This is a genomic window from Nonomuraea recticatena, assembly GCF_039533245.1.
Lineage (GTDB): Bacteria > Actinomycetota > Actinomycetes > Streptosporangiales > Streptosporangiaceae > Nonomuraea > Nonomuraea roseola.
This window is the reverse complement of sequence record NZ_BAAATE010000002.1, coordinates 1-18,557: the sequence shown is the minus strand read 5'-3', so window position 1 is coordinate 18,557 and position 18,557 is coordinate 1. Positions and strand designations below refer to the sequence as shown.

Here is an 18,557-nt window from a genome sequence, read left to right as displayed (position 1 = left end):
GAGCTCGGCCTGGTGGCGCTGGTCGGCGCGGCCCTGCTGGGCATCGCGGTCGCGCAGTTCAAGAGGGCCGGGTAGCTCCATCGTCCGAAAGGACGAGGCGGGGGCGCCGTCCAGGTCGATGCCGCGGCTCCCGTCCCGCGGCGAGGCTGGCGGCATGACAGCCATACGAGTCAGCGCACTGCGCAAGACGTACGGAGCGAACGTCGCCGTCGACGACGTGTCGTTCACCGTGGACACCGGGGAGACCTTCGGCGTCGTCGGACACAACGGGGCGGGCAAGACGAGCACGGTCGAGTGCCTGTCGGGCCTGCGCCGCCCCGACGGAGGATCGATCGAGGTGCTCGGGCTCGACCCCGCGCGCCGCCGCCGCGCGCTCGCCGAGCGCATCGGCGTCCAGCTCCAGGAGGCGGGCCTGCCCGACCGGCTCAAGGTCGCCGAGGCGCTCAGGCTCTTCGCCGCCTTCTACCGCCGCCCCGACGACTGGCGGCAGGTGATGGAGCGCTGGGGGCTCGCCCCGCTGGCCCGCAAGGCCTACGGCGACCTGTCGGGCGGTCAGCGCCAGCGCCTGCAGATCGCGCTGGCCCTGGTGGGCAGCCCTGAACTGGTGATACTCGACGAGCTCACCACCGGGCTCGACCCCGTCGCCAGGCGGGAGACCTGGGCGCTGGTGGGCGAGCTCAAGGCCGCGGGCGTCACGGTGGTGCTGGTCAGCCACTTCATGGACGAGGCCGAGGCGCTGTGCGACAGGATCGCCGTCTTCGCCAGGGGAAGGATCATCTCGCTCGGAACAGCCGCCGAGCTCATGACCGCCACGGGGACGAACTCCCTGGACGAGGCCTACCTGGAGCTGGTCCGATGAGAGCCTTCACCCGGATGTCGGCGACCGAGCTGACCCTGCTGTCCCGCGACCCCGGCACGCTGTTCTTCATGGTGGCCTTCCCCCTGATGCTGCTGGTGCTGCACACAGGCAGCGAGAGGATCGCGGTCCTCGTGCCGAGCTACCTGGCCATGATCCTGGCCATCGGCGGCATCTCCGCGCTTCCCGGGTTCGTCGTGACCTACCGCGAGCGCAAGGTGCTGCGCCGCCTGGCCACCACGCCGATCGCGCCGCTGGCCGTCCTGGCCGCGCAGGTGGTGGCGCAGCTGGTCATGGGGCTGGCGGGCGCGGCCATCATCGTGGTCGCGGCGCTGGCCGCCTTCGGGGTGGACGCTCCCGCCCACCCGGCCCCGCTGGCCCTGGCCTTCGTGCTGACCGTGCTGATGACCTGCTCGCTCGGGTTCCTGATCGCCGCCGTCGCGCGCACGGTCAGGGTGGCCGACCTGCTCGGCCTGATGATCATGTTCCCGATGATCTTCCTCAGCGGGGCGGCGATCCCCAGGGAGGGACTGCCCCCTGCGCTGCGCGCGATCGGCGAGTACCTGCCGCTCGGCCCGGCGGTCACCGCGCTGCGCGAGGGCTGGGCGGGAACGCCGACGGCGCTTCCCCTGCTCGCGCTCACGGGGATAATCGTGGTGTCCACCGTCATTTCGGCCGCGCTGTTCCGCTGGGAGTGAGATGGACGAGGAGGCCAGGTGGTTTAGAGCCTTCCACCTGCTGTTCTACGCGTGTCTGGCGATCCCGGCGCTGACCGGCCGCGAGGGCGGGGCCCCCGCGTGGGCGGTGGCCGCGGTGATGGCGCTCTACTACTGGCTCTTCGTCGTGCGCGGCAGGGACAGGTTCGAGCGGCTGCACCCGATGGGCTGGCACCTGACGGTGCTCATCGCGCTCATGGCCGTGCTGATCGTCCTCGATCCCGCCTTCGACACGCTGATCTTCGGGATGCTCTCGCTGCCGTACGTCATGCTGCCGGGCAGATGGGCGTACGGCGGCGCGGCGGTGCTCGTGACAACGGCCTTCAGCGCCGCGGGCGGCCTAGCCGAGATCAGCCGGGCTCCCTCCAGGGCCGTCTCGCTCCTGGCCGGCATCGCGCTGGCCGTCCTGATGGGGCTGTTCGTCAACTTCCTGGTCAAAGCCGGTGAACGCAACAAGGAACTGGGCGTGCTCGAGGAGCGGACCAGGCTCGCAGGGGAGATCCACGACACCCTCGCGCAGGGCTTCAGCGGGGTGATCACCCAGCTGGAGGCGGCCGAGCAGGCGGGCGACGACCTGGCGGCCGTACGGGAGCGGATCGCCAGCGCGAAGCGGCTGGCCAGGGAGAGCCTGGCGGAGGCGCGCAGGTCGGTGCACCAGCTGCGGCCGGAGCCGCTGCAGAGGGAGCGGCTCGACCTCGCCCTGGCGGGTGTGGTCAGGCGCTGGTCGGCGCGGACCGGGGTGCGCGCGCGGATGGCGGTCAGCGGGCCGCCCCGCCCGCTCGACCCCGACGTGGAGGTCGTGCTGCTGCGCGCGGCGCAGGAGGGCCTGGCCAACGTGGCCAGGCACGCGCGGGCCACCTCGGTGGCGCTCACGCTGACGTACATGGACGGGGAGGTGACGCTCGACGTGCTCGACGACGGCGCGGGACTCGACGGCGCGGGACTCGACGGACTGAGCGTCGACGGCGCGGGACCGGGCGGCGCGGGCGGGGAGGGCGGCTACGGGCTGACCGCGATGCGGGAGCGGGCGGCCCGCGTGGGCGGCGCGGTCACGGTGGAGTCGGCGCGAGGAGAGGGGACGGCGCTGTGCGTGAGCATCCCCTGCGCCTGATGATCGTCGACGACCATCCCGTGGTGCGCGACGGGCTGCGCGGCATGTTCGAGGGGCTGTCCGACATCGAGGTGGTGGCCGAGGCCGGTGACGGGCACGAGGCCTTGGCGATGGCCGACAGCGCGCGGCCCGACGTGGTGCTCATGGATCTGCGGATGCCCGGACTCGACGGCGTGGGCGCCATCAGGAGGTTACGCGCCGACCGTCCAGAGATCAGGGTGATCGTGCTGACCACCTACGACTCCGACGAGGACGTCTCCAGGGCGCTGGCCCACGGCGTGGTCGGCTATCTGCTGAAGGACGCGCCGCGCGAGGATCTGCACAGGGCGGTCCGCACGGCGGCGCAGGACCGTCCGATGATCGCCCCCTCGATCACCTCCAAGCTGCTCGGCCTGCGCGAGCAGGTCGAGCCGAGCCCACGCGAGCTGGAGGTGTTGCGTCTGGTCGCGGCGGGCGCGGGCAACAAGGAGATCGCCAGGCGGCTGCTGATCAGCGAGACCACGGTCAAGACCCACCTGCGGCACGTCTTCGGCAAGCTCGGCGTCGACAACAGGGCGGCCGCCGTGGTCACGGCGATGAAAAGGGGCCTGATCTGACGACCAGGCCCCCTCGTTCACCGATCATTTACCTCTTGACGCGGACGTAGTCCCTGCCGCTCTGCGAGCCGTAGGCGTCGTCGTCACCCTTGAAGACGAACTTCCAGTAGCCCGACTTGTAGGCCTTGACCTTGGTGTAGAGCTTGCCGCTGCCGGTGGAGTTCGTCGTCTTGACGAACTGCCACTTGCTGGAGCCCTTGGGCTTGAAGTACAGCCCGACCTTGGCCTCGTAGCCACCGCCGTCGACCAGGAGCACGCCCCTGAATCGCAGGTAGTTGCCGTACTTGACCGGCTCGGGGTAGGCGTTGAACTTGACCAGCTTGCTCTTGTCCCTGCTCGGCGGGGGCGTCGGCTTGACGACCCTCACCCAGTCACTCGAGCTGCTGGAGCCTTCGACGCCCCTGCTCCCCGAGAACACCGCGCGCCACCAGCCGGAGGTCTGCGCGGTGGCCGAGGCCCAGAAGCGGCCGTCGCGGCCGGTCCTGTCACCGGTCACGGCCTCCCACCTGCTGGAGCCGTGCGCCTTGAACAGGATGGTGACCCGCTGGCCGGCCAGGCCGTCCCAGCCGTGCGAGCCGTCGACCTGCAGGGCGCCCCTGAAGTTGAGCCTGTCGCCCTTGTCGACGGGCTCGGGGTCGGCGCTGAAGCCGACGATCCTGCTGTCGGCCGACCGGTGCCTGACATCGACCCTGTCGGTGTCGCTGACGGAGCCCTTGGCGCCGGCGTGGCCGTTGAACTCGGCCCGCCACCAGCCGGTGGCCTCGACGCTCACCCTGGCGGAGAACCAGCCGCTACGGCTGGTGCCGACCGTGGTGATGTGCCGGTAGGCGTCGGTGCCCTTCTCGCGGAAGGTGATGGTGACGCGCTGGTCGCCGTATCCCTTCCAGCCGTCGCGCTCGGCGAGCAGGCGGCCTGAGACGGAGATGCGGTCGCCCTTGGCGACCACGTCCGGGTGCGCGCCGAAGTCCACGATCTTCGTGTCGACGGCGCTCTTCTTGACCTCGACGGTGAAGGAGCCGTTGGTCGACTTCTCCGAGCCGTCACCCGAGTGGGCGATGGCCAGGAGGTTCCACTTGCCGGCGTTCTTGGCGTCGAAGGACTTCTTGCCCGTCCACCTGGTCTCCTGCCCGTGAGGCGCGGGAGTCAGGTCGACCGGGGTGCCCACACCCACGTCGCCGGGGGCCCTGAGCTTCAGCTCGGCCTTGCCGGCGTCTTTGGTCGTGAACGTGAACGTCGCGGTGACCTGCTGGTCGCCGGTGACGACGATCGGCGAGGGAGAGACATCCACCTGAGAGATGCTCGGCGCGGTCGCCGCAGTGGCGGTGGGCGCGAGGGCGAGTGCCCCTGCTCCTACCGCGAGCGCCACGGCTGCCGCTCGAAAGCGTTGCAACATTCGGGTACTCCGTTCCTTTCCCCGTTGGTTGAAACGCGGCATGAGGGTGCCACGTCGTACTTAAAGTAGACGTTTAGGACAGGCAAAGAGTTTGAAATCCTGACAAACTGTCATTCAGATCTGTCAGATAAGAACTTCGTCCTGCCGGACCGGCAGACGCACGCGGTATCTGGGGGACATAATCGGGCTTGTGGCGCGCGACACTGTTGAGACTCACTTCACCGATGCGGTTGCGACGCTCAAGGCGGGCGCTCCCCGAGATCCGGCCCTGCCCATCAAGGAGGGCAGCACGCTGACCGGCGAGCGATGCCGTGAGCTGTACGACCGCCAGCAGGGCAGCCGGCTGCTCGACATCGCCGCCAGATGGCTGCGCGAGCAGAACGAGGGCTTCTACACCATCGGCTCGGCCGGCCACGAGGGCAACGCCGCGGTGGCCGCCGCCGTCCGGACCACCGATCCCGCTCTCCTTCACTACCGCTCGGGGGCGTTCTACCTGACTCGCTCCGTCATGGCGGGCCGCCTGCCCGAGCAAGGGCTGCGCGACGTGCTGCTGGGGCTGACCGCCTCGTCCGACGAGCCGATCGCGGGTGGCAGGCACAAGGTGTTCGGCCATCCAGACCTGGCGATCATCCCGCAGACCTCCACGATCGCCAGCCACCTGCCGCGCTCGGTGGGCGTCGCGCTGGCCATCGAGCGGGCCAGGGCGCTCGGCGTCGCCTCCGCCTGGCCGGGCGACGCGATCGCGGTGTGCAGCTTCGGCGACGCCTCGATCAACCACGCCAGCGCCCTGTCGGCCTTCAACACCGCCTCCTACGCCACCTACCAGGGCCAGCCGCTGCCGATCCTGTTCGTGTGCGAGGACAACGGCCTCGGCATCTCGGTCCGCACGCCCAAGGGCTGGGTGGAGGCGGCCGCGCGCCGTCCGGGCATCGAGTACATCCAGGCCGACGGCTGCGACCTGGCCGAGGTCCACGACGCGGCCGTCCGCGCCGCCGAGCACGTGCGCACCACGCGCTCGCCTGCCTTCCTGCACCTGAGCACCGTGCGGCTGATGGGCCACGCGGGCTCCGACGTCGAGTCCTCCTACCGCACCCAGCGCGAGATCCGCGCCGACTACGAGCGCGACCCGCTGCTGCGCACGGCCGCCCTGCTGGTCGAGGCGGGGCTGGCCACGCCCGAGGAGCTGCTCAGGCGCTACGAGGCCGAGCGCGAGCACCTGCTGCGGATGGCGCTGGAGGCCACCCGCGCGCCCAAGCTCACCTCCGCCCGCGAGATCATCGAGCCGCTCGCCCCGCGCAGGGCCGACATGATCGCCAAGATCAGCCCGGTCGCCGCCGAGCCCTCGGCGAGGGAGAAGGCCTTCGCGGGGCAGCTGCCCGAGAAGGAGGACAAGCCGCTCACGCTCTCCCAGGCGATCAACCGCACGCTGGCCGACGCGCTGGCCGTCTACCCGGAGATGATGGTCTTCGGCGAGGACGTCGCCAAGAAGGGCGGCGTCTACGGCGTGACGCGAGGGCTGCAGAAGCGCTTCGGCGCAGGGCGTGTCTTCGACACCCTCCTCGACGAGCAGGCCGTGCTCGGCCTGGCGCTCGGCACGGGCGTGTCCAGGATGCTGCCGGTGCCGGAGATCCAGTACCTCGCCTACCTGCACAACGCGCTCGACCAGATCCGCGGCGAGGCGGCGACGATGTCGTTCTTCTCCCGCGGCGCCTACCGCAACCCGATGGTGGTGCGCGTGGCGGGCTACGCCTACCAGAAGGGGTTCGGCGGCCACTTCCACAACGACAACTCCATCGCCGCGCTGCGCGACATCCCTGGCATCGTCATCGCCTCGCCGTCCAGGCCCGACGACGCCTCGGCGATGCTGCGCACGTGCCTGGCCGCCGCGCGCACCGAGGGCTCGGTGTGCGTGTTCATCGAGCCGATCGCGCTCTACAACACCCGCGACCTGTTCGACGAGGGCGACAGCGGGTGGCTCGCGCCGTACGCGCCGCCGACCAGGTGGGCCGAGACGCACGTGCCGATCGGCAGGGCGCGCGGTTACGGCGACGGCCGTGACCTGACGATCGTGACGTACGGCAACGGCCTGCGGATGAGCCTGCGGGCGGCGGTCAAGCTCACCCAGGACGGGGTGAGCTGCAGGGTCCTCGACCTGCGGTGGCTGGCGCCGCTGCCGATGGAGGACCTCATGCGGGCGGCCGAGCTGACTGGCAAGGTCCTGATCGCCGACGAGAGCAGGCGCACGGGCGGCGTCTCGGAGGGCATCGTGGCCGAGATGCTCGACGCGGGCTTCACCGGGCAGCTGGCCAGGGTCGCCTCGGCCGACAGCTTCATCCCGCTGGGCGAGGCCGCCAACCACGTGTTGCTGTCGGAGGCCGAGATCGAGCAGGCGGCGCGCAAGCTGCTCACCTGACCTGCGGGTCTCTCCCGAGTACGGCGCGCGAGCCCTGCCCGCCGTACTTCGGGGAGAGACCCGCCCGCACCCCACCATGTCGGCTTTGTTCTCCTGAACGACCTCAAAAGCACATCGAGCGGTGATATCTTCCTGCGTAAGTGATCTTTGCGCACGAGGTGAACGGTGGAACGGGAGCTTCTGTTCGACGACGCGTCCATGAGCGGTGGCGCCCAGCATCTGCGTGAGGCCGGTCTGCTGCTGCGTCAGCACACCGATGCCCTCCTCGCGACGGTGCGCGGCAGCGGTACGACAGCATGGGGCGGCAGCGACATCGGCATGGACATGGAGGCGCTCCACGACCTGCTGGACGAGGTGTGCGGCCACCTGCACCGCAACATCGACCTTGCCGGCGCCGGCATGGACGACATGGCCAAGGAGCTCCGTCTGGCCGAGGCGGACGCCGTCGCCGGCGCCCAGGCCATCGACCGGGCACGGAACAGCCGTGAGATCTGACGGCACAAGGCCCGTACCCACGCGAAGGAGGCCGGCCTGATGGCGGTGACCATGCCCGCCGAGCTCCGGCCTGGCTTCAACCTGCTGGGTGTCCCGTGGCCGGACGAGGACGAGGACGTGCTGCGGCGGTGCGCCGCCGCCTACCGCGGCTGCGGCGACGCGCTGTCCGGCGAGGTGAACCCGGGGGCCAAGGGCGCCGTCGCCTACGCCTCCGCCGGCAACTCGGGCGAGCACGTCGACGCGCTCAACGGCTACATGGCCGAGTACGACGACGGCGGCACCGCGCCGAAGGGGCATCTACAGGGCCTCGCCGCCTCCATGCACGCCCTCGCCGACGGCCTCGACCTGGTCGCCCGCCTCATCGAGATCGTCAAGGCGGCGCTGATCCTCCTGGCTATCTACGTGATGGTCGCCCTGGCATGGGCCCTCGCCATGGCCGTCCTCTCCGGAGGGCTGGCCATGCTCAAGGCGCGCACCTTCGTGGGGATCCTGCGGGTGTTCGCCCGGCGCTTCGTGGCGGTTCTGCGCCAGAAGCTCGAAAGGTACTTCCGCGGAAGGCTCGTCCGAGCCGTGGAAGCCCGCGTGCGCCGGATGCTCGGCGCGAAGCCGCCGGCACTGCCCAAGGTCCCCAAGCGCCGGCTCCGGTTCCCGACGGCGCCCACGATGCTGGCGGCGGCCGGCGGCGTGCTGTACAAAGAGGGACCGAAGCGGCATGACCCCGCCCCTGAGTCGCCCCGTGGCGTCCCGTGGTCGGGGCAGTACCGCATCGGACCGGTTCAGCCGCCCGAGATGGCCTACGACCACGACTTCCCCTACGACCCCGATCTCAAGCCGACGCTCGAGGACTACAGGAACTGGTACGAGTGGCGGGCCAAGATGCACGGGGCCCGGATCAAGCGCCCCGACCTCGAAGACGGGCTGGACGCCTACGAGCGCTACATGAGCGGTTCGGGCCGCGACCATCAGGTGAACTACGAGAAGGCCTACGACGAGGACGACGGGGTGCGCAGGTCCGTCGACGACGCCATCGCCAACGCCCAGGCGGAGGCCGAGCGCCTGTACAGGGAGAGCGGCAGGAACCGCTTCGAGATGACGGGCCTGCCGACCAAGGGGGACACCACCACGGAGAACTGGGACAAGGCGATCGGCGCGCACGCGATCTGGGGAAGCGGCAACGTCACCGTCCAGGGCAACCAGGCGACCATGCAGATCACCCTGCACGCCGAGGACCGCTACAACTTCAACGCGGGCGCCGCGGACAAGGCCACCGGGATCCCTGACGACGAGAACGGACGGTTCGAGGTCCTCGGCTGGGCCAAGTCCTTCAACACCCACGGATCACTCACCCGCACCGTGACCTGGACGCTGCCTTCCAAGTGAGACCGCCCTCCAGGGATCGGGCTCACAGCCAGTCGCGCCGTTTGAAGACCACGTAGAGGACGACGCACACCAAGGCCATCAAGAGGATCGCGAACGGGTAGCCGAAGGCCCAGTGGGTCTCGGGCATGTGGTCGAAGTTCATCCCGTAGATGGTGCCGACCAGCGTGGGCGCGAACAGGATGGCCGCCCACGCGGAGATCTTCTTGACCTCCTCGCTCTGCGCGTAGCTGGCCCTGGTCTGCTCCTGCGCCACGAGCGTCGAGTTGATCATGAGGATGTTCTGCAGCAGCTGGCGGAAGCCCGCCACCCGCTCGGAGACGGTGATCGCGTGGTCGGCGACGTCGCGCAGGTAGCTCTGCAGCTCCTCGTTGACGCCGTACTTGTGGGCGCCCGCGATGAAGCCGTCGATCATCGACAGCAGCGGGCTGGTCGCCCTCTGGAACTCGATGACCTCGCCGAACAGTTCGTAGACGCGGCGGGAGACCGTGGGGTCGCCGCCGAAGACCTGCACCTCGATCTCCTCGATGTCCTTCTGCAGCCCCGCCACGACGGGGGCGTAGCCGTCGACCACGGCGTCGAGGATGGCGTAGAGGACGGCCTGCGGCCCCTGACGCAGCAGGTCGGGGTCCGACTCCATGCGCCTGCGCACCGCTGCCAGATCGGGCGACTCGGCGTGCCGTACGGTCACCACGAAGTTGTTGCCGACGAAGGCGTGCACCTCGCCGAAGGCGACCTCCTCGACGTCGTCGAGGTAGGTGGCGGCGCGCAGCACCACGAAGAGCATCTCGCCGTAGCGGTCGGCCTTGGGACGCTGGTGACCGACGATGGCGTCCTCGAGCGCCAGCTCGTGCAGGCCGAACTCGCCCGCCAGCTTGGCCAGCTCCCAGTCCTTCGGTCGGTAGAGGCCGATCCAGGCCATGCTGCCTGGAGTGTTCTTGAGGCTGTCGAAGGCGTCGGCGAGGGAGGCGGGCGTGCCGATGCGGTGGCCGTCGAGGTAGAGGGCGTTGTCGATGACGGTGGGGCGGTAGGGAGGAGCCTCCTCGCTCTTGGGGTCCATCGAGTGCTCGGGTGCCGGTTCGCGCCCGCCGCTGCGCAGGAAGCCCTTCATCCGTGCCATGGGGGCCCTCCTACGACAGCTGGAACTCGGTGAGCGCCTGCTGGGCCCGGTCTCTGATGGTCTTGCGGAACATCGGGGTCCACCCGAGCAGCAACCCCGCAGGTCTGCCCAGCGCCATCCTGGACCACTGGCGGAAGTCGAAGTCGTCATGGTGGCGCACGATCAGCCCGTCGTCGAAGCGGAAGAACGCCTCCACCTCGTTGACCACCTCGCGGCCCGTGCTGGTGAAGGTGTAGCGGGCCGTCCAGCCGGCGCTGCCGGTGAAGTCGTCGGCGGTGATCGCCCGGTAGGCCACGTCGGTGCCGTCGCCTCTTGACAGCATCAGCCGCCACATGGCCATCACCTTGTCGCGGCCCTCCAGCTCCTGGAAGACCGGGTCACCGAAGCTGACGTCAGGGTGGTAGCAACGCTCCATGGCGTCGGTGTCGCTCTTGCTGAACGCCTCGAAGAAGGTGGTGAGCAAGGCCACATGCCGGTCGTTCATGACATCCCCCTCTGATCAGATCATGCGTATCGCATTCTCCCAGCACACGGCGCGCAACCAGTCACCACCCAGACCGAGTCCTTCCAGGCCGTCGAGCTGGTGGGCGTAGGCGTGCGGGATGGTGGGGAAGTCGCTGCCGAGCACCACCTTCCCAGCAAGACCGAGCTCACGCAGCCTCGGGCTGAGCCGTTGGGGGAAGGGCATGCCGAGCTCGGCGAAGGAGGTGAAGGCCATCGTGGTGTCCAGGGCGACGCGCTCGTGGCGTTCGGCCAGGTCGAAGAAGTCCTCGTACTCGGGCATCCCCAGGTGCGCGATCACCATGCGCAGGCGGGGGTGGCGGCGCATGACCTCGCTGACCGGCTGGACGCCGACGCAGCCGCCCGGCACGGGCACCGAGCTGGCGTGCACCACGACGGGCGTGCCCGCCTCGGCGAGCAGGCCCCAGACCGGGTCGAGCTCGGGGAGCCTGGGGTCGAAGGCGCCGACCTGAAGGTGGATCTTGAAGATCCTGACGCCGTCGTCGAGCGCCTGCCGTACGTAGGCGAGCACGCCGGGCTCGGGGAAGAAGGTCGCCGACGGCAGGCACTCGGGTACCTTGCGGGCGAAGTCGAGGGTCCAGGCGTTGAGGTCGGCGGCCATGCCGGGCCTGTGGGCGTAGGCCAGGGCGGGGAAGGCGCGCAGGCCCATCCCGGTCAGCAGCGCGACGCGCTCCTCCACCGGCTGCCGGTAGCGGATCTGCCAGCCCTGTCCCATGAGCGGGCCGCCGTTGTCGAAGTGGTGCCACACCCTGCGCTCCATCCGCTCGGGCAGGAAGTGGACGTGCAGGTCGACAAGTCCCGGCAGCCCCAGCGCCTGCCACCAGCCGGGCACGGCAGAATCTTGTTCTATGGCCACAGTCGCGACCTTACCTGGATAGGGTCATGCGTGATGGACAAGCTATGGGCCCACCTGGTCGAGGCTCAGCCGCCCCCCGAGCTGTGGCTCGTGGCGCTCTCGGCCCTGGCCGCCTTCGTGATCGTCGCCTACCGCACGTCGTGGCAGCTGACCAGGGGCCTGGTCACCATCGCCCACGAGGGTGGTCATGCGCTGGTGGCGCTTCTCAGCCGCCGCCAACTGCAGGGCATCCGCCTGCACTCCGACACCTCGGGCGTGACTCTCACCAGAGGCAGGCCCACGGGCCCCGGCATGGTCTTCACCGCGCTCGCCGGCTACGTGGCCCCTTCTCTGCTGGGCCTGGCCGGCGCGTGGCTGACCGCCCAGGGGCGGGTCACTCTGCTGGTGTGGAGCGTGCTGCTGTTCCTGGTCTGCATGCTGCTGCTGATCCGCAACCTGTACGGCGCGCTGATCCTGCTGGCGACGGGCGGCGCGGTGTTCGCCCTGTCGATGTACACCCCCGACGACGTCCAGATGGTCGTGGCGCAGGTCGCAGTGTGGTTCCTGCTGTTCGGCGGGGTCAGACCCATCCTCGAGCTGAGGCGCAAGCGGCGCAGGGGCCAGGCGCCCGACTCCGACGCCGACCAGCTCGCCAGGCTGACCTTCCTGCCCGGCGGCTTCTACGTCCTGTTCTTCCTGCTGGTCGCGGCGGCCTCGGTGGTCGGCGGCGCGTGGCTCATGCTGCCCGCGACCGTCCTGCCCTCGCTCTGATGTCACTACGCCCCATCAAGCACCGCAAACCCCACTAAACTCGCCCGGGGAACAGGGGGAGGCGGCGTGCGTTCAGGGGAGGACGCCCCGGGCTACCGGGTGCTCGACACGGCGGGACAGGGCGGGTTCGGCGTGGTCTACAAGGCCTACCAGGAGCGCCTCGACCGGGTCGTGGCGCTCAAGGTCCTGACCGTCGACAGGGTCGACCAGCGGACCATGCGCAGGTTCCAGCGCGAGTTGCAGCTCACGGGGCGGCTGACCGGACATCCGAACGTGGTCACCGTCTTCGACACGGGCACGACGCGGGCGGGCAAGCCGTACATCGCCATGGAGTTCTTCGAGAACGGCTCGCTGCGCGACAGGGTGCGCGCGCAGGGGCCGCTGCCCCTGGCCGACGTGCTGCGCAGCGGCGTGAAGCTGGCCGCCGCCCTGGCGGCGGTGCACGAGGCGGGGGTGCTGCACGGCGACATCAAGCCGCAGAACATCCTCGTCTCCCGGTACGGCGAGCCGGCGATCGCCGACTTCGGCGTCGCGAGGGTGGTCGACTCGTCCGAGATGTCGGCGACGTCCCAGGCTTTCACGCCCTTGCACGCGGCGCCCGAGGTGGTCAGCGGACAGCCGCACAGCGTCGCGTCGGACGTCTACTCGCTCGGGTCCACGCTCTACCATCTGCTGGCCGGGCAGCCGGCCTTCCACTCGCCGACCGACCCTTCGATCGCGCCGCTGATGTTCAGGGTGCTCAGCAGTGAGCCGCCGCCCATCAACAGGCCGGACGTGCCGTCGATCGCGACGGACGCGATCCTCCGGGCGATGGCCAAGACGCCGGGCGAGCGGTACGAGTCGGCGTGGGCGTTCGCGAGGCGGCTGAGGGAGGTGCAGGAGGCGCTCGGGCTGCCGGTCACGGACCTGGTGTCCGCCGAGCCCGCGCCCGCCCCCATGGCGGAGGCGCCCCCTCCTGCCCACACCTCCCCTTACGCGCCCCCTTCGGACGCCTCCCCCTACGCGCCTCCTTCGCATGGCGGCCCGCCCTACGCGCCGCCCTCCCAGGACGGCTCCCCTTACGCGCCTCCCCACCAGAACAGCTCCCCTTACGCGCCGCCCTCCCAGGACGGCTCGCCTTACGCGCCGCCCGCGCATGCGGGCTCGCCCTACGGGCCTGTCGCGGCTTCGCCCTTCGCTCCCTCTGACGGATCGCCGTTCGCGCCCGGTTCGGGTCCCGTCACCGCGTCACCCGGTCCCGCCTTCGGCGCGGGACAGCCGACGACCCCCTCGCCCGTCTCACCGACCTCCGCGAACTCCCTCGCCTCCCCGACTTTCCCTGCCTCCCCGAGCTCCGTCGGCTTCCCCCCGGACCTCGGCGCCATGGGCACCGCAGGCTCGATGGGCACCGCAGGCTCGATGGGCACCGTGGGCGGTGCAGGTTCCGCAGCCTCTGCGGGCTCCCTGGGCGTCGGGGGCTCCCTGGGTGGCGTGGGTGCGACGCTGGCTGAGGGGAGGCATGCCTCGACGACGCCCGTCGAGACGCGTGGGTCGCGGTTGCGGGGCAAAGTGGTGATCGGCGCGTCGGTCGTGGCCATGGCCGTCGCGGGAACGGTCCTCGCCGTCGTCCTCCCCGGACAGAACCAGCAGCCTCAGCCCCCAGCCCGGGCCTCCAAGCGGCCACAGTCGGCCTCGACCGAGCCCGCCGAGATCAACAAGGCGGCTCTGGCCGCGCTGGCGCCCCGAAGGCTACGGGTGGTCTCCGACAAGGGGGCCGCGGTCACGGTCCAGTGGACTCTGCCCGCGAAGACCCGCCGCTACCCGCTCGTCCTGCAGCGCGAGCCCGCCGACGGCCAGCAGCTCATGACGATGGAGGCGGGCGCCACCTCTGCCAGGGTGCTGGGCCTCGACCCGGACACCGGCTACTGCTTCCTGGTGGGCGCGGCGCTGGAGATCAGCCAGAAGAGCACGGTCGCCTGGTCGAAGCCCCACTGCATCAGAGGCGCGGTGAGCCGCTGAGGAAGGCCCGGACATCGGCCACCTCCTCCGCCCACCCCCGAGAATCTCCGCCCCGAGAGCCGCCGCCCCTGGAGCCCGTCTCCCCGAGAGCTCGCGAACCGCCGTCAGACTCCTCCCGCCCCTGCGGGCCGAGATCCCCGTGACGCTCACGCCCATGCGACTCGCCGTTCCGCAGGCTCTCCCGCTCAGGCGCCTCGCTCTCCTCGAAGGGGCTGAGGGTCACCGCCTCGCCCTTGCGGGACCAGGTGCCTCTGATCACGCCGTCGACCAGCATGACGGGGCGGAGGATGCCGCCTCCGGGAAACACCTCGCGCCTGTGCCGCTCGTCGAGGATCGGCGTACGGTCCGCCCACCCCATCAGGTACTCGTCGAAGGCGGGCGCCAGCCGTACCCCGCCTGGCTCGGCGGCGGCGTCCACGGCAGAGGGGGCGGCCAGCCGGAAGGCGGTGCGGGCGGCGCCCACGGGCAGCCCCGACCAGGCGGACAGGTCCTCGGGGGTGGCGGGAGCGTGGGCGCGCAGGTAGCGGACGGCCAGCTCCGCCAGCGCCCTGTCCCGGTCGGACTCGAAGGAGATCGGCGCGCCCAGCCAGTCGGCCGCGTGGACGTAGGTCGGCTTCCCGCCCTTGAGCGGCCCCAGGACGGCGAGGCCGTGGAAGGCGGCGAGTGCCACGAGGTGGACGACGCCCTGGCCCTTGGCTCGATCCGCGAGCCGTTCCTCGAGCTGGGCCTTGGTGAGCGGGCCCTGTCCCGCGAGGGCGCGGTCGATCAGGTGCGGCAGGTCGCCGCCCGTGACTCCTTCCTGGGCGAGCCTGCGCAGGGTGCCGGTGTCGTTGCGAGTGAGGGCGAGCAGCCACGGCAGGTCGTCGCGGTGCACGAAGTGGAGGGTTCCGCGCGGGCCCCACGCCCTGACGATCTCGCGGGAGTGCCAGGCGTCCTCGATCTGCGCGACGGTGAGGGTGGCGGATCTGGCGCGGAAGGCGAGCAGCGCGGAGGGCACGTCCTGCGCCTGGACGGCCAGCAGGTGGCGCACCATCTCCCCTGGGCCGAGCCCCTGCGGCCGGTGGAGGAGCTGGGCGGTCATGCGGGCGCTGCGCGTCTGGTTCGGCACAGCCGGGAGCCTACTGCCCGTCCCTCCCAGGGGTGCGGGGTTCAGGGGCGGATGAGGGTTTTCGGGTTGAGACGGTGGGTCAGGCGGCTGTGGAGGGGGGTGGTTCGGCGGGTGTGGGCGCGGATGGCGTCGCTGTAGCGCCAGGCCTCGGAGGCGGCGTGCGGCGGGAGGGTGTCAGGGGCGTAGCGGACGTGGTTGGCGAGGGCGGCGAGCGGCTGCAGCTCTTCGACGGCTGGGTGCCTTGCCACGATCTCGGAGGCGGTGAGTGAGTGCTTACCGACCACGCCGAGGTCCTGGCAGGCCTGGTGCCAGGCGCCCATGACCCGTCGCGCGTCAGGAGTGGCCACGCGCCGCGAGCGGCGGCGCCACCACGGCAGCGCCAGCGCGAGCAGGAGGTAGGCGGCCACGACGACGGGGGCGATCACCCACCAGTACGACGTGCTCTCGGCCACCGGCACGGGCTTGCCCTTGGCTGCGGGCTCCTTGGCCTTGGAGGCGCCGCTCTGGCCGAACTCCCCCTCCAGCTGCTCGCTCTCCTCGATCGCCGAGGAGACGACGTCGTGGTCGTCCTTCGCGCCGCTCTTGCCCGGTGTGGGGTAGAACGGCCGCCATCCCAGCTTGTCGAACTTGATCTCCGCCCACGCCATGACGTCGCCCGAGCGCACGTGGTAGACGCCGTCCTTCGCCTGCCCTGGCCGGAAGCCCACGACGACCCTGGCGGGCAGTCCGAGCGTGCGGGCCATGAGCGCGAAGGAGGAGGCGAACTGCTCGGAGGTGCCCCGGTAGGTGGTGTCGAGGAAGAACTCCAGCGCCTTGAGCGAGTGCCCGGGCGGCGCGGTGATGTCGTACTTGGCGGTGGTGCGCAGGAAGTTCTGCAGCCGGTAGGCCTGCCTGATCGGCACGTCGGCTCCGCGTGTGGCGTCCTGGGCCAGCTTCCTGAACAGCTTCTCCTGCGGGCCCACGGGGAACGCCGTCAGGCCGGGGTCGGCCACCGGCACGGCGTGCAGCAGCTCGTCCTTCGTGGGGACGGCCACCTCGGAGGTCACCTGATAGGTGAAGCCCTTCCCCGTCGCCGCCGAGGTCAGCAGCGCCCCGCTCTCGGGATCGGCGGCCAGCCCTCGCGCGCCCTTCACATCCACGGGACGGTCTGCGGCGGGCAGCCAGGTGCCTGGCAGCCCCTGGAAGGTGACCGTCTGCCGCACGGTCGTGGTGGCGCCGGTCCAGGCGTCCGACGGCACCCTGCCGCCGGTCGGCTGGAAGCGGCCGCTGGAGGTCCAGCGCACGCCGTCGTAACGGTCGAGGACGGCCAGCCGCCAGTTGAGCGGTTTGTCGGCTTTCACGGTGAACAGCGGCCTGTCGGGGATCTGCAGCCAGGCCGAGACCCTGTCGAGCGGGCTGACGCTGTCGACTCTGACCGGCGGCGGCAGCTCGGCGTCCCGTCTCGGGTCGTACGGCTCCCGCGCCATCGGCAGCACCGGCCCGAGCAGCACGGCGACCAGCGTCACCACGCCGATGGCGGGCAGCACGGGCAGCAGCCACAGGGCGGGCCTGTCCTCGCGCAGCACCAGCAGAAGGCCGACCATGACGAGGAGCGCCGCGGACGTGGCCAGGTTGGAGCCCTCGCCGTCGACGCCGAGCACGAGCGCGACGCCGTACACGAGGAGGGCGGGCAGCGCGGGAGCGATCCTCAGCCGGGTGCGGGTGAGGGTCTCGGCGCCGGTGACGGCGGCGAGCCAGACCAGCGTGTGCGTCAGGATCAGCAGCCGGGGCTCGGCGGGCGCGGGCAGCAGGGTGGTGAGCAGCGCCTGCCAGGAGTTGGTGAGATCACTCGCGAAGGCGAGGGTGAAGGCGCCGTAGAGCGGGACGGTCGCCGCGAGCCAGAGGACGACGTCCAGGACGAGCGCGAGCCACAGCGGCCTGTTCCTGGCCAGCGCGGCGACGACGGCGGGGACGATGGCGGAGGGGACCACGACGGCCAGCAGGTCGGCGGCGGGGAAGACGCGGTGGAAGCCCCATCCGGCGGTCGCGGCGAGCGCCGCCACGACGGCAGGCCCGGCGATCCGCCGCCACAGCGCGACCTCGGCGACGCGCGCGCCGTCCCGCCGGCCGCGCCGCCTCGATGCGGTTCCCCGAGCGCGCCTGGAGGAGGAGCCAGGGGGCGTGGGGGGCGGCGCCGCGGCGGGCACGACGGAAGGCCCTGCGGGCGGCGCCGGGGCAGGCGCACCCACAGGCCCCCAGGCCACCCCCGAGGCAGACGCGAGCGAGGGACCCGAGGACGATGCGGGTGAAGAGCCCGAGGGAGACGCGGGTGAAGGACCCGAGAAGGACGCGGGCGAGGGGCCCTGCGGCGGCGGGGGCGGTGGGGTGGTCATCGGGCGGTCCAGACGTACGGCAGGGCGTCGAGGTCGCCCAGGCGGAGCGTGACGACCCCCGGCACGCTGACCTCGGCCGAGCCGGTGAACACGCAGATCACCCTGTCGAACCTCTTCCTGACGGCCGCCGCCCTCGCGGCCTCGGCAGGGTCGGCGGTGACCAGGACGAGGGAGCCGCCGCCCCGCGCCAGCCGTACCGCCTCGCGCGCGTCGCCGGCCCGCACCAGCGCGAGCCGGTCGAGAACCAGCTCGGCGTCGGACTTGGTCTCGGCCAGCACGCCCTCGCCTGTGATGAGCCGCACGGGGAAGCCCGCGCGGGCGGCGGCCAGCGCGACGGAGGCGGCGGCGTCCACGGACAGCTCGGTCAGGTCGCGGGTGTCGAGGACGACGGTCGTGGTGGGCAGGCTGGCGTCGATGAGCTGGCGGACCATGAGGGTGCCCGTGCGGGCGCTGGAGCGCCAGTGGACGTGGCGCAGGTCGTCGCCGACGACGTACTCGCGCAGGGTGTGGAAGGTGACCGTGCCGCTGGGCGCGTTGTCGCTGGTCGGGCCCTCCAGGTGGTGGGCGCGTCCGGAAGGGGGGACGGGCAGCGCGACCGTGCGGGGCCGCACCAGGAGGGTGACGGCCTCGCCGTACTCGCGGACCCTGCGGGTGAGGCCGAGCGGGTCGGCGCGGATCAGCAGCAACGGGCCGACGGGGATCTCGCCGCGCTCGTCCGTGGGCAGCGGGTAGGAGACGGTCCTGAGCGCGCGCCTGGGCAGGCGCGGCAGGTCCACGGTCTGCTCGCCCGCGCCGAACCTGTCGCGCGCCCGCAGCCCCGACAGCGCCCAGCCGCCCAGGTTGCGCACCTGAAGGACGGCCACCGCGGCGTCGC

General features: G+C 71.2%; 16 protein-coding genes. 9 read left to right on the top strand and 7 right to left on the bottom strand.

Features of this window, described 5'->3' with window-relative positions:
- The first annotated feature begins 154 nt into the window (after nucleotides 1-154).
- Genes ABFX50_RS03345 through ABFX50_RS03330 form a run of 4 tightly spaced genes read left to right on the top strand, consistent with a single transcriptional unit; the run spans nucleotide 155 to nucleotide 3,279 of the window.
- The gene (locus ABFX50_RS03345; RefSeq protein ID WP_346143080.1) at nucleotides 155-859 is read left to right on the top strand and encodes an ABC transporter ATP-binding protein; all 705 of its coding nucleotides are present in this window, start codon (nucleotides 155-157) and stop codon (nucleotides 857-859) included.
- On the top strand, nucleotides 856-1,554 hold the full coding sequence (locus tag ABFX50_RS03340; RefSeq protein ID WP_346143078.1) for an ABC transporter permease: 699 nt from the start codon (nucleotides 856-858) through the stop codon (nucleotides 1,552-1,554). The genes ABFX50_RS03345 and ABFX50_RS03340 overlap by 4 nt, the downstream gene beginning before the upstream one ends.
- A 1-nt stretch (nucleotide 1,555) precedes the next feature.
- Nucleotides 1,556-2,683: a sensor histidine kinase gene (locus ABFX50_RS03335; RefSeq protein WP_346143076.1), complete on the top strand. Its 1,128-nt coding sequence runs from the start codon at nucleotides 1,556-1,558 to the stop codon at nucleotides 2,681-2,683.
- Nucleotides 2,659-3,279: a response regulator gene (locus ABFX50_RS03330; RefSeq protein WP_312895461.1), complete on the top strand. Its 621-nt coding sequence runs from the start codon at nucleotides 2,659-2,661 to the stop codon at nucleotides 3,277-3,279. Before ABFX50_RS03335 ends, ABFX50_RS03330 begins: the two co-directional genes overlap by 25 nt.
- Before the next feature lie 28 nt (nucleotides 3,280-3,307).
- On the opposite strand, the gene ABFX50_RS03325 is transcribed toward ABFX50_RS03330, so the two are convergent.
- Nucleotides 3,308-4,567, bottom strand: a complete 1,260-nt coding sequence (locus ABFX50_RS03325; protein WP_346143074.1) for a hypothetical protein — start codon at nucleotides 4,565-4,567, stop codon at nucleotides 3,308-3,310.
- A 295-nt stretch (nucleotides 4,568-4,862) separates the two neighbouring features.
- On the opposite strand from ABFX50_RS03325, the gene ABFX50_RS03320 reads away from it, so the two are divergent.
- From ABFX50_RS03320 to ABFX50_RS03310, 3 genes are all read left to right on the top strand, one after another.
- Nucleotides 4,863-7,085 (top strand): thiamine pyrophosphate-dependent enzyme, encoded by a 2,223-nt coding sequence (locus tag ABFX50_RS03320; RefSeq protein ID WP_346143072.1) that lies wholly within the window; start codon nucleotides 4,863-4,865, stop codon nucleotides 7,083-7,085.
- A gap of 165 nt (nucleotides 7,086-7,250) precedes the next feature.
- Nucleotides 7,251-7,580, top strand: coding sequence for a hypothetical protein (locus ABFX50_RS03315; protein WP_346143070.1), 330 nt, complete (start codon nucleotides 7,251-7,253; stop codon nucleotides 7,578-7,580).
- A 39-nt stretch (nucleotides 7,581-7,619) separates the two neighbouring features.
- On the top strand, nucleotides 7,620-8,960 hold the full coding sequence (locus tag ABFX50_RS03310) for a WXG100-like domain-containing protein (RefSeq protein ID WP_346143068.1): 1,341 nt from the start codon (nucleotides 7,620-7,622) through the stop codon (nucleotides 8,958-8,960).
- Between the two features lie 22 nt (nucleotides 8,961-8,982).
- Here the strand turns inward: ABFX50_RS03310 and ABFX50_RS03305 are convergent, their stop codons facing one another.
- From ABFX50_RS03305 to ABFX50_RS03295, 3 genes are read right to left on the bottom strand one after another with little or no spacing between them, the layout of a single operon-like run.
- Nucleotides 8,983-10,077, bottom strand: a complete 1,095-nt coding sequence (locus tag ABFX50_RS03305; protein ID WP_346143066.1) for a magnesium and cobalt transport protein CorA — start codon at nucleotides 10,075-10,077, stop codon at nucleotides 8,983-8,985.
- A gap of 10 nt (nucleotides 10,078-10,087) precedes the next feature.
- On the bottom strand, nucleotides 10,088-10,561 hold the full coding sequence (locus ABFX50_RS03300) for a nuclear transport factor 2 family protein (protein ID WP_346143065.1): 474 nt from the start codon (nucleotides 10,559-10,561) through the stop codon (nucleotides 10,088-10,090).
- Nucleotides 10,562-10,576: 15 nt separating this feature from the next.
- A complete protein-coding gene (locus tag ABFX50_RS03295) occupies nucleotides 10,577-11,455 on the bottom strand; it encodes an amidohydrolase family protein (protein ID WP_346118540.1) in 879 nt (292 codons plus the stop codon).
- 33 nt (nucleotides 11,456-11,488) lie between these two features.
- On the opposite strand from ABFX50_RS03295, the gene ABFX50_RS03290 reads away from it, so the two are divergent.
- Together ABFX50_RS03290 and ABFX50_RS03285 are read left to right on the top strand one after the other, a co-directional pair.
- Entirely contained in the window at nucleotides 11,489-12,205 is a 717-nt protein-coding gene (locus ABFX50_RS03290) for a M50 family metallopeptidase (RefSeq protein ID WP_346118542.1), read from the top strand.
- A gap of 66 nt (nucleotides 12,206-12,271) precedes the next feature.
- Nucleotides 12,272-14,203, top strand: coding sequence for a serine/threonine-protein kinase (locus ABFX50_RS03285; RefSeq protein WP_346143063.1), 1,932 nt, complete (start codon nucleotides 12,272-12,274; stop codon nucleotides 14,201-14,203).
- Here ABFX50_RS03285 and ABFX50_RS03280 read toward each other — a convergent pair.
- From ABFX50_RS03280 to ABFX50_RS03270, 3 genes are all read right to left on the bottom strand, one after another.
- The gene (locus ABFX50_RS03280; RefSeq protein ID WP_346143061.1) at nucleotides 14,181-15,311 is read right to left on the bottom strand and encodes a winged helix DNA-binding domain-containing protein; all 1,131 of its coding nucleotides are present in this window, start codon (nucleotides 15,309-15,311) and stop codon (nucleotides 14,181-14,183) included. The two genes, ABFX50_RS03285 and ABFX50_RS03280, sit on opposite strands and share 23 nt — an antisense overlap.
- Before the next feature lie 41 nt (nucleotides 15,312-15,352).
- A complete protein-coding gene (locus ABFX50_RS03275) occupies nucleotides 15,353-17,497 on the bottom strand; it encodes a transglutaminase TgpA family protein (protein WP_346143059.1) in 2,145 nt (714 codons plus the stop codon).
- A 182-nt stretch (nucleotides 17,498-17,679) separates the two neighbouring features.
- Nucleotides 17,680-18,557, bottom strand: an 878-nt coding sequence (locus ABFX50_RS03270; protein WP_346143057.1) for a DUF58 domain-containing protein, incomplete at its 5' end; no start/stop codon positions are given.

Bases quoted from the DNA above. Each gene is read 5' to 3' on its own strand.
- ABFX50_RS03305 (WP_346143066.1), bottom strand. From the start codon at position 10,077: ATGGCACGGATGAAGGGCTTCCTGCGCAGCGGCGGGCGCGAACCGGCA.
- ABFX50_RS03345 (WP_346143080.1), top strand. From the start codon at position 155: ATGACAGCCATACGAGTCAGCGCACTGCGCAAGACGTACGGAGCGAAC.
- ABFX50_RS03335 (WP_346143076.1), top strand. From the start codon at position 1,556: ATGGACGAGGAGGCCAGGTGGTTTAGAGCCTTCCACCTGCTGTTCTAC.
- ABFX50_RS03310 (WP_346143068.1), top strand. From the start codon at position 7,620: ATGGCGGTGACCATGCCCGCCGAGCTCCGGCCTGGCTTCAACCTGCTG.
- ABFX50_RS03290 (WP_346118542.1), top strand. From the start codon at position 11,489: ATGGACAAGCTATGGGCCCACCTGGTCGAGGCTCAGCCGCCCCCCGAG.
- ABFX50_RS03300 (WP_346143065.1), bottom strand. From the start codon at position 10,561: ATGAACGACCGGCATGTGGCCTTGCTCACCACCTTCTTCGAGGCGTTC.
- ABFX50_RS03340 (WP_346143078.1), top strand. From the start codon at position 856: ATGAGAGCCTTCACCCGGATGTCGGCGACCGAGCTGACCCTGCTGTCC.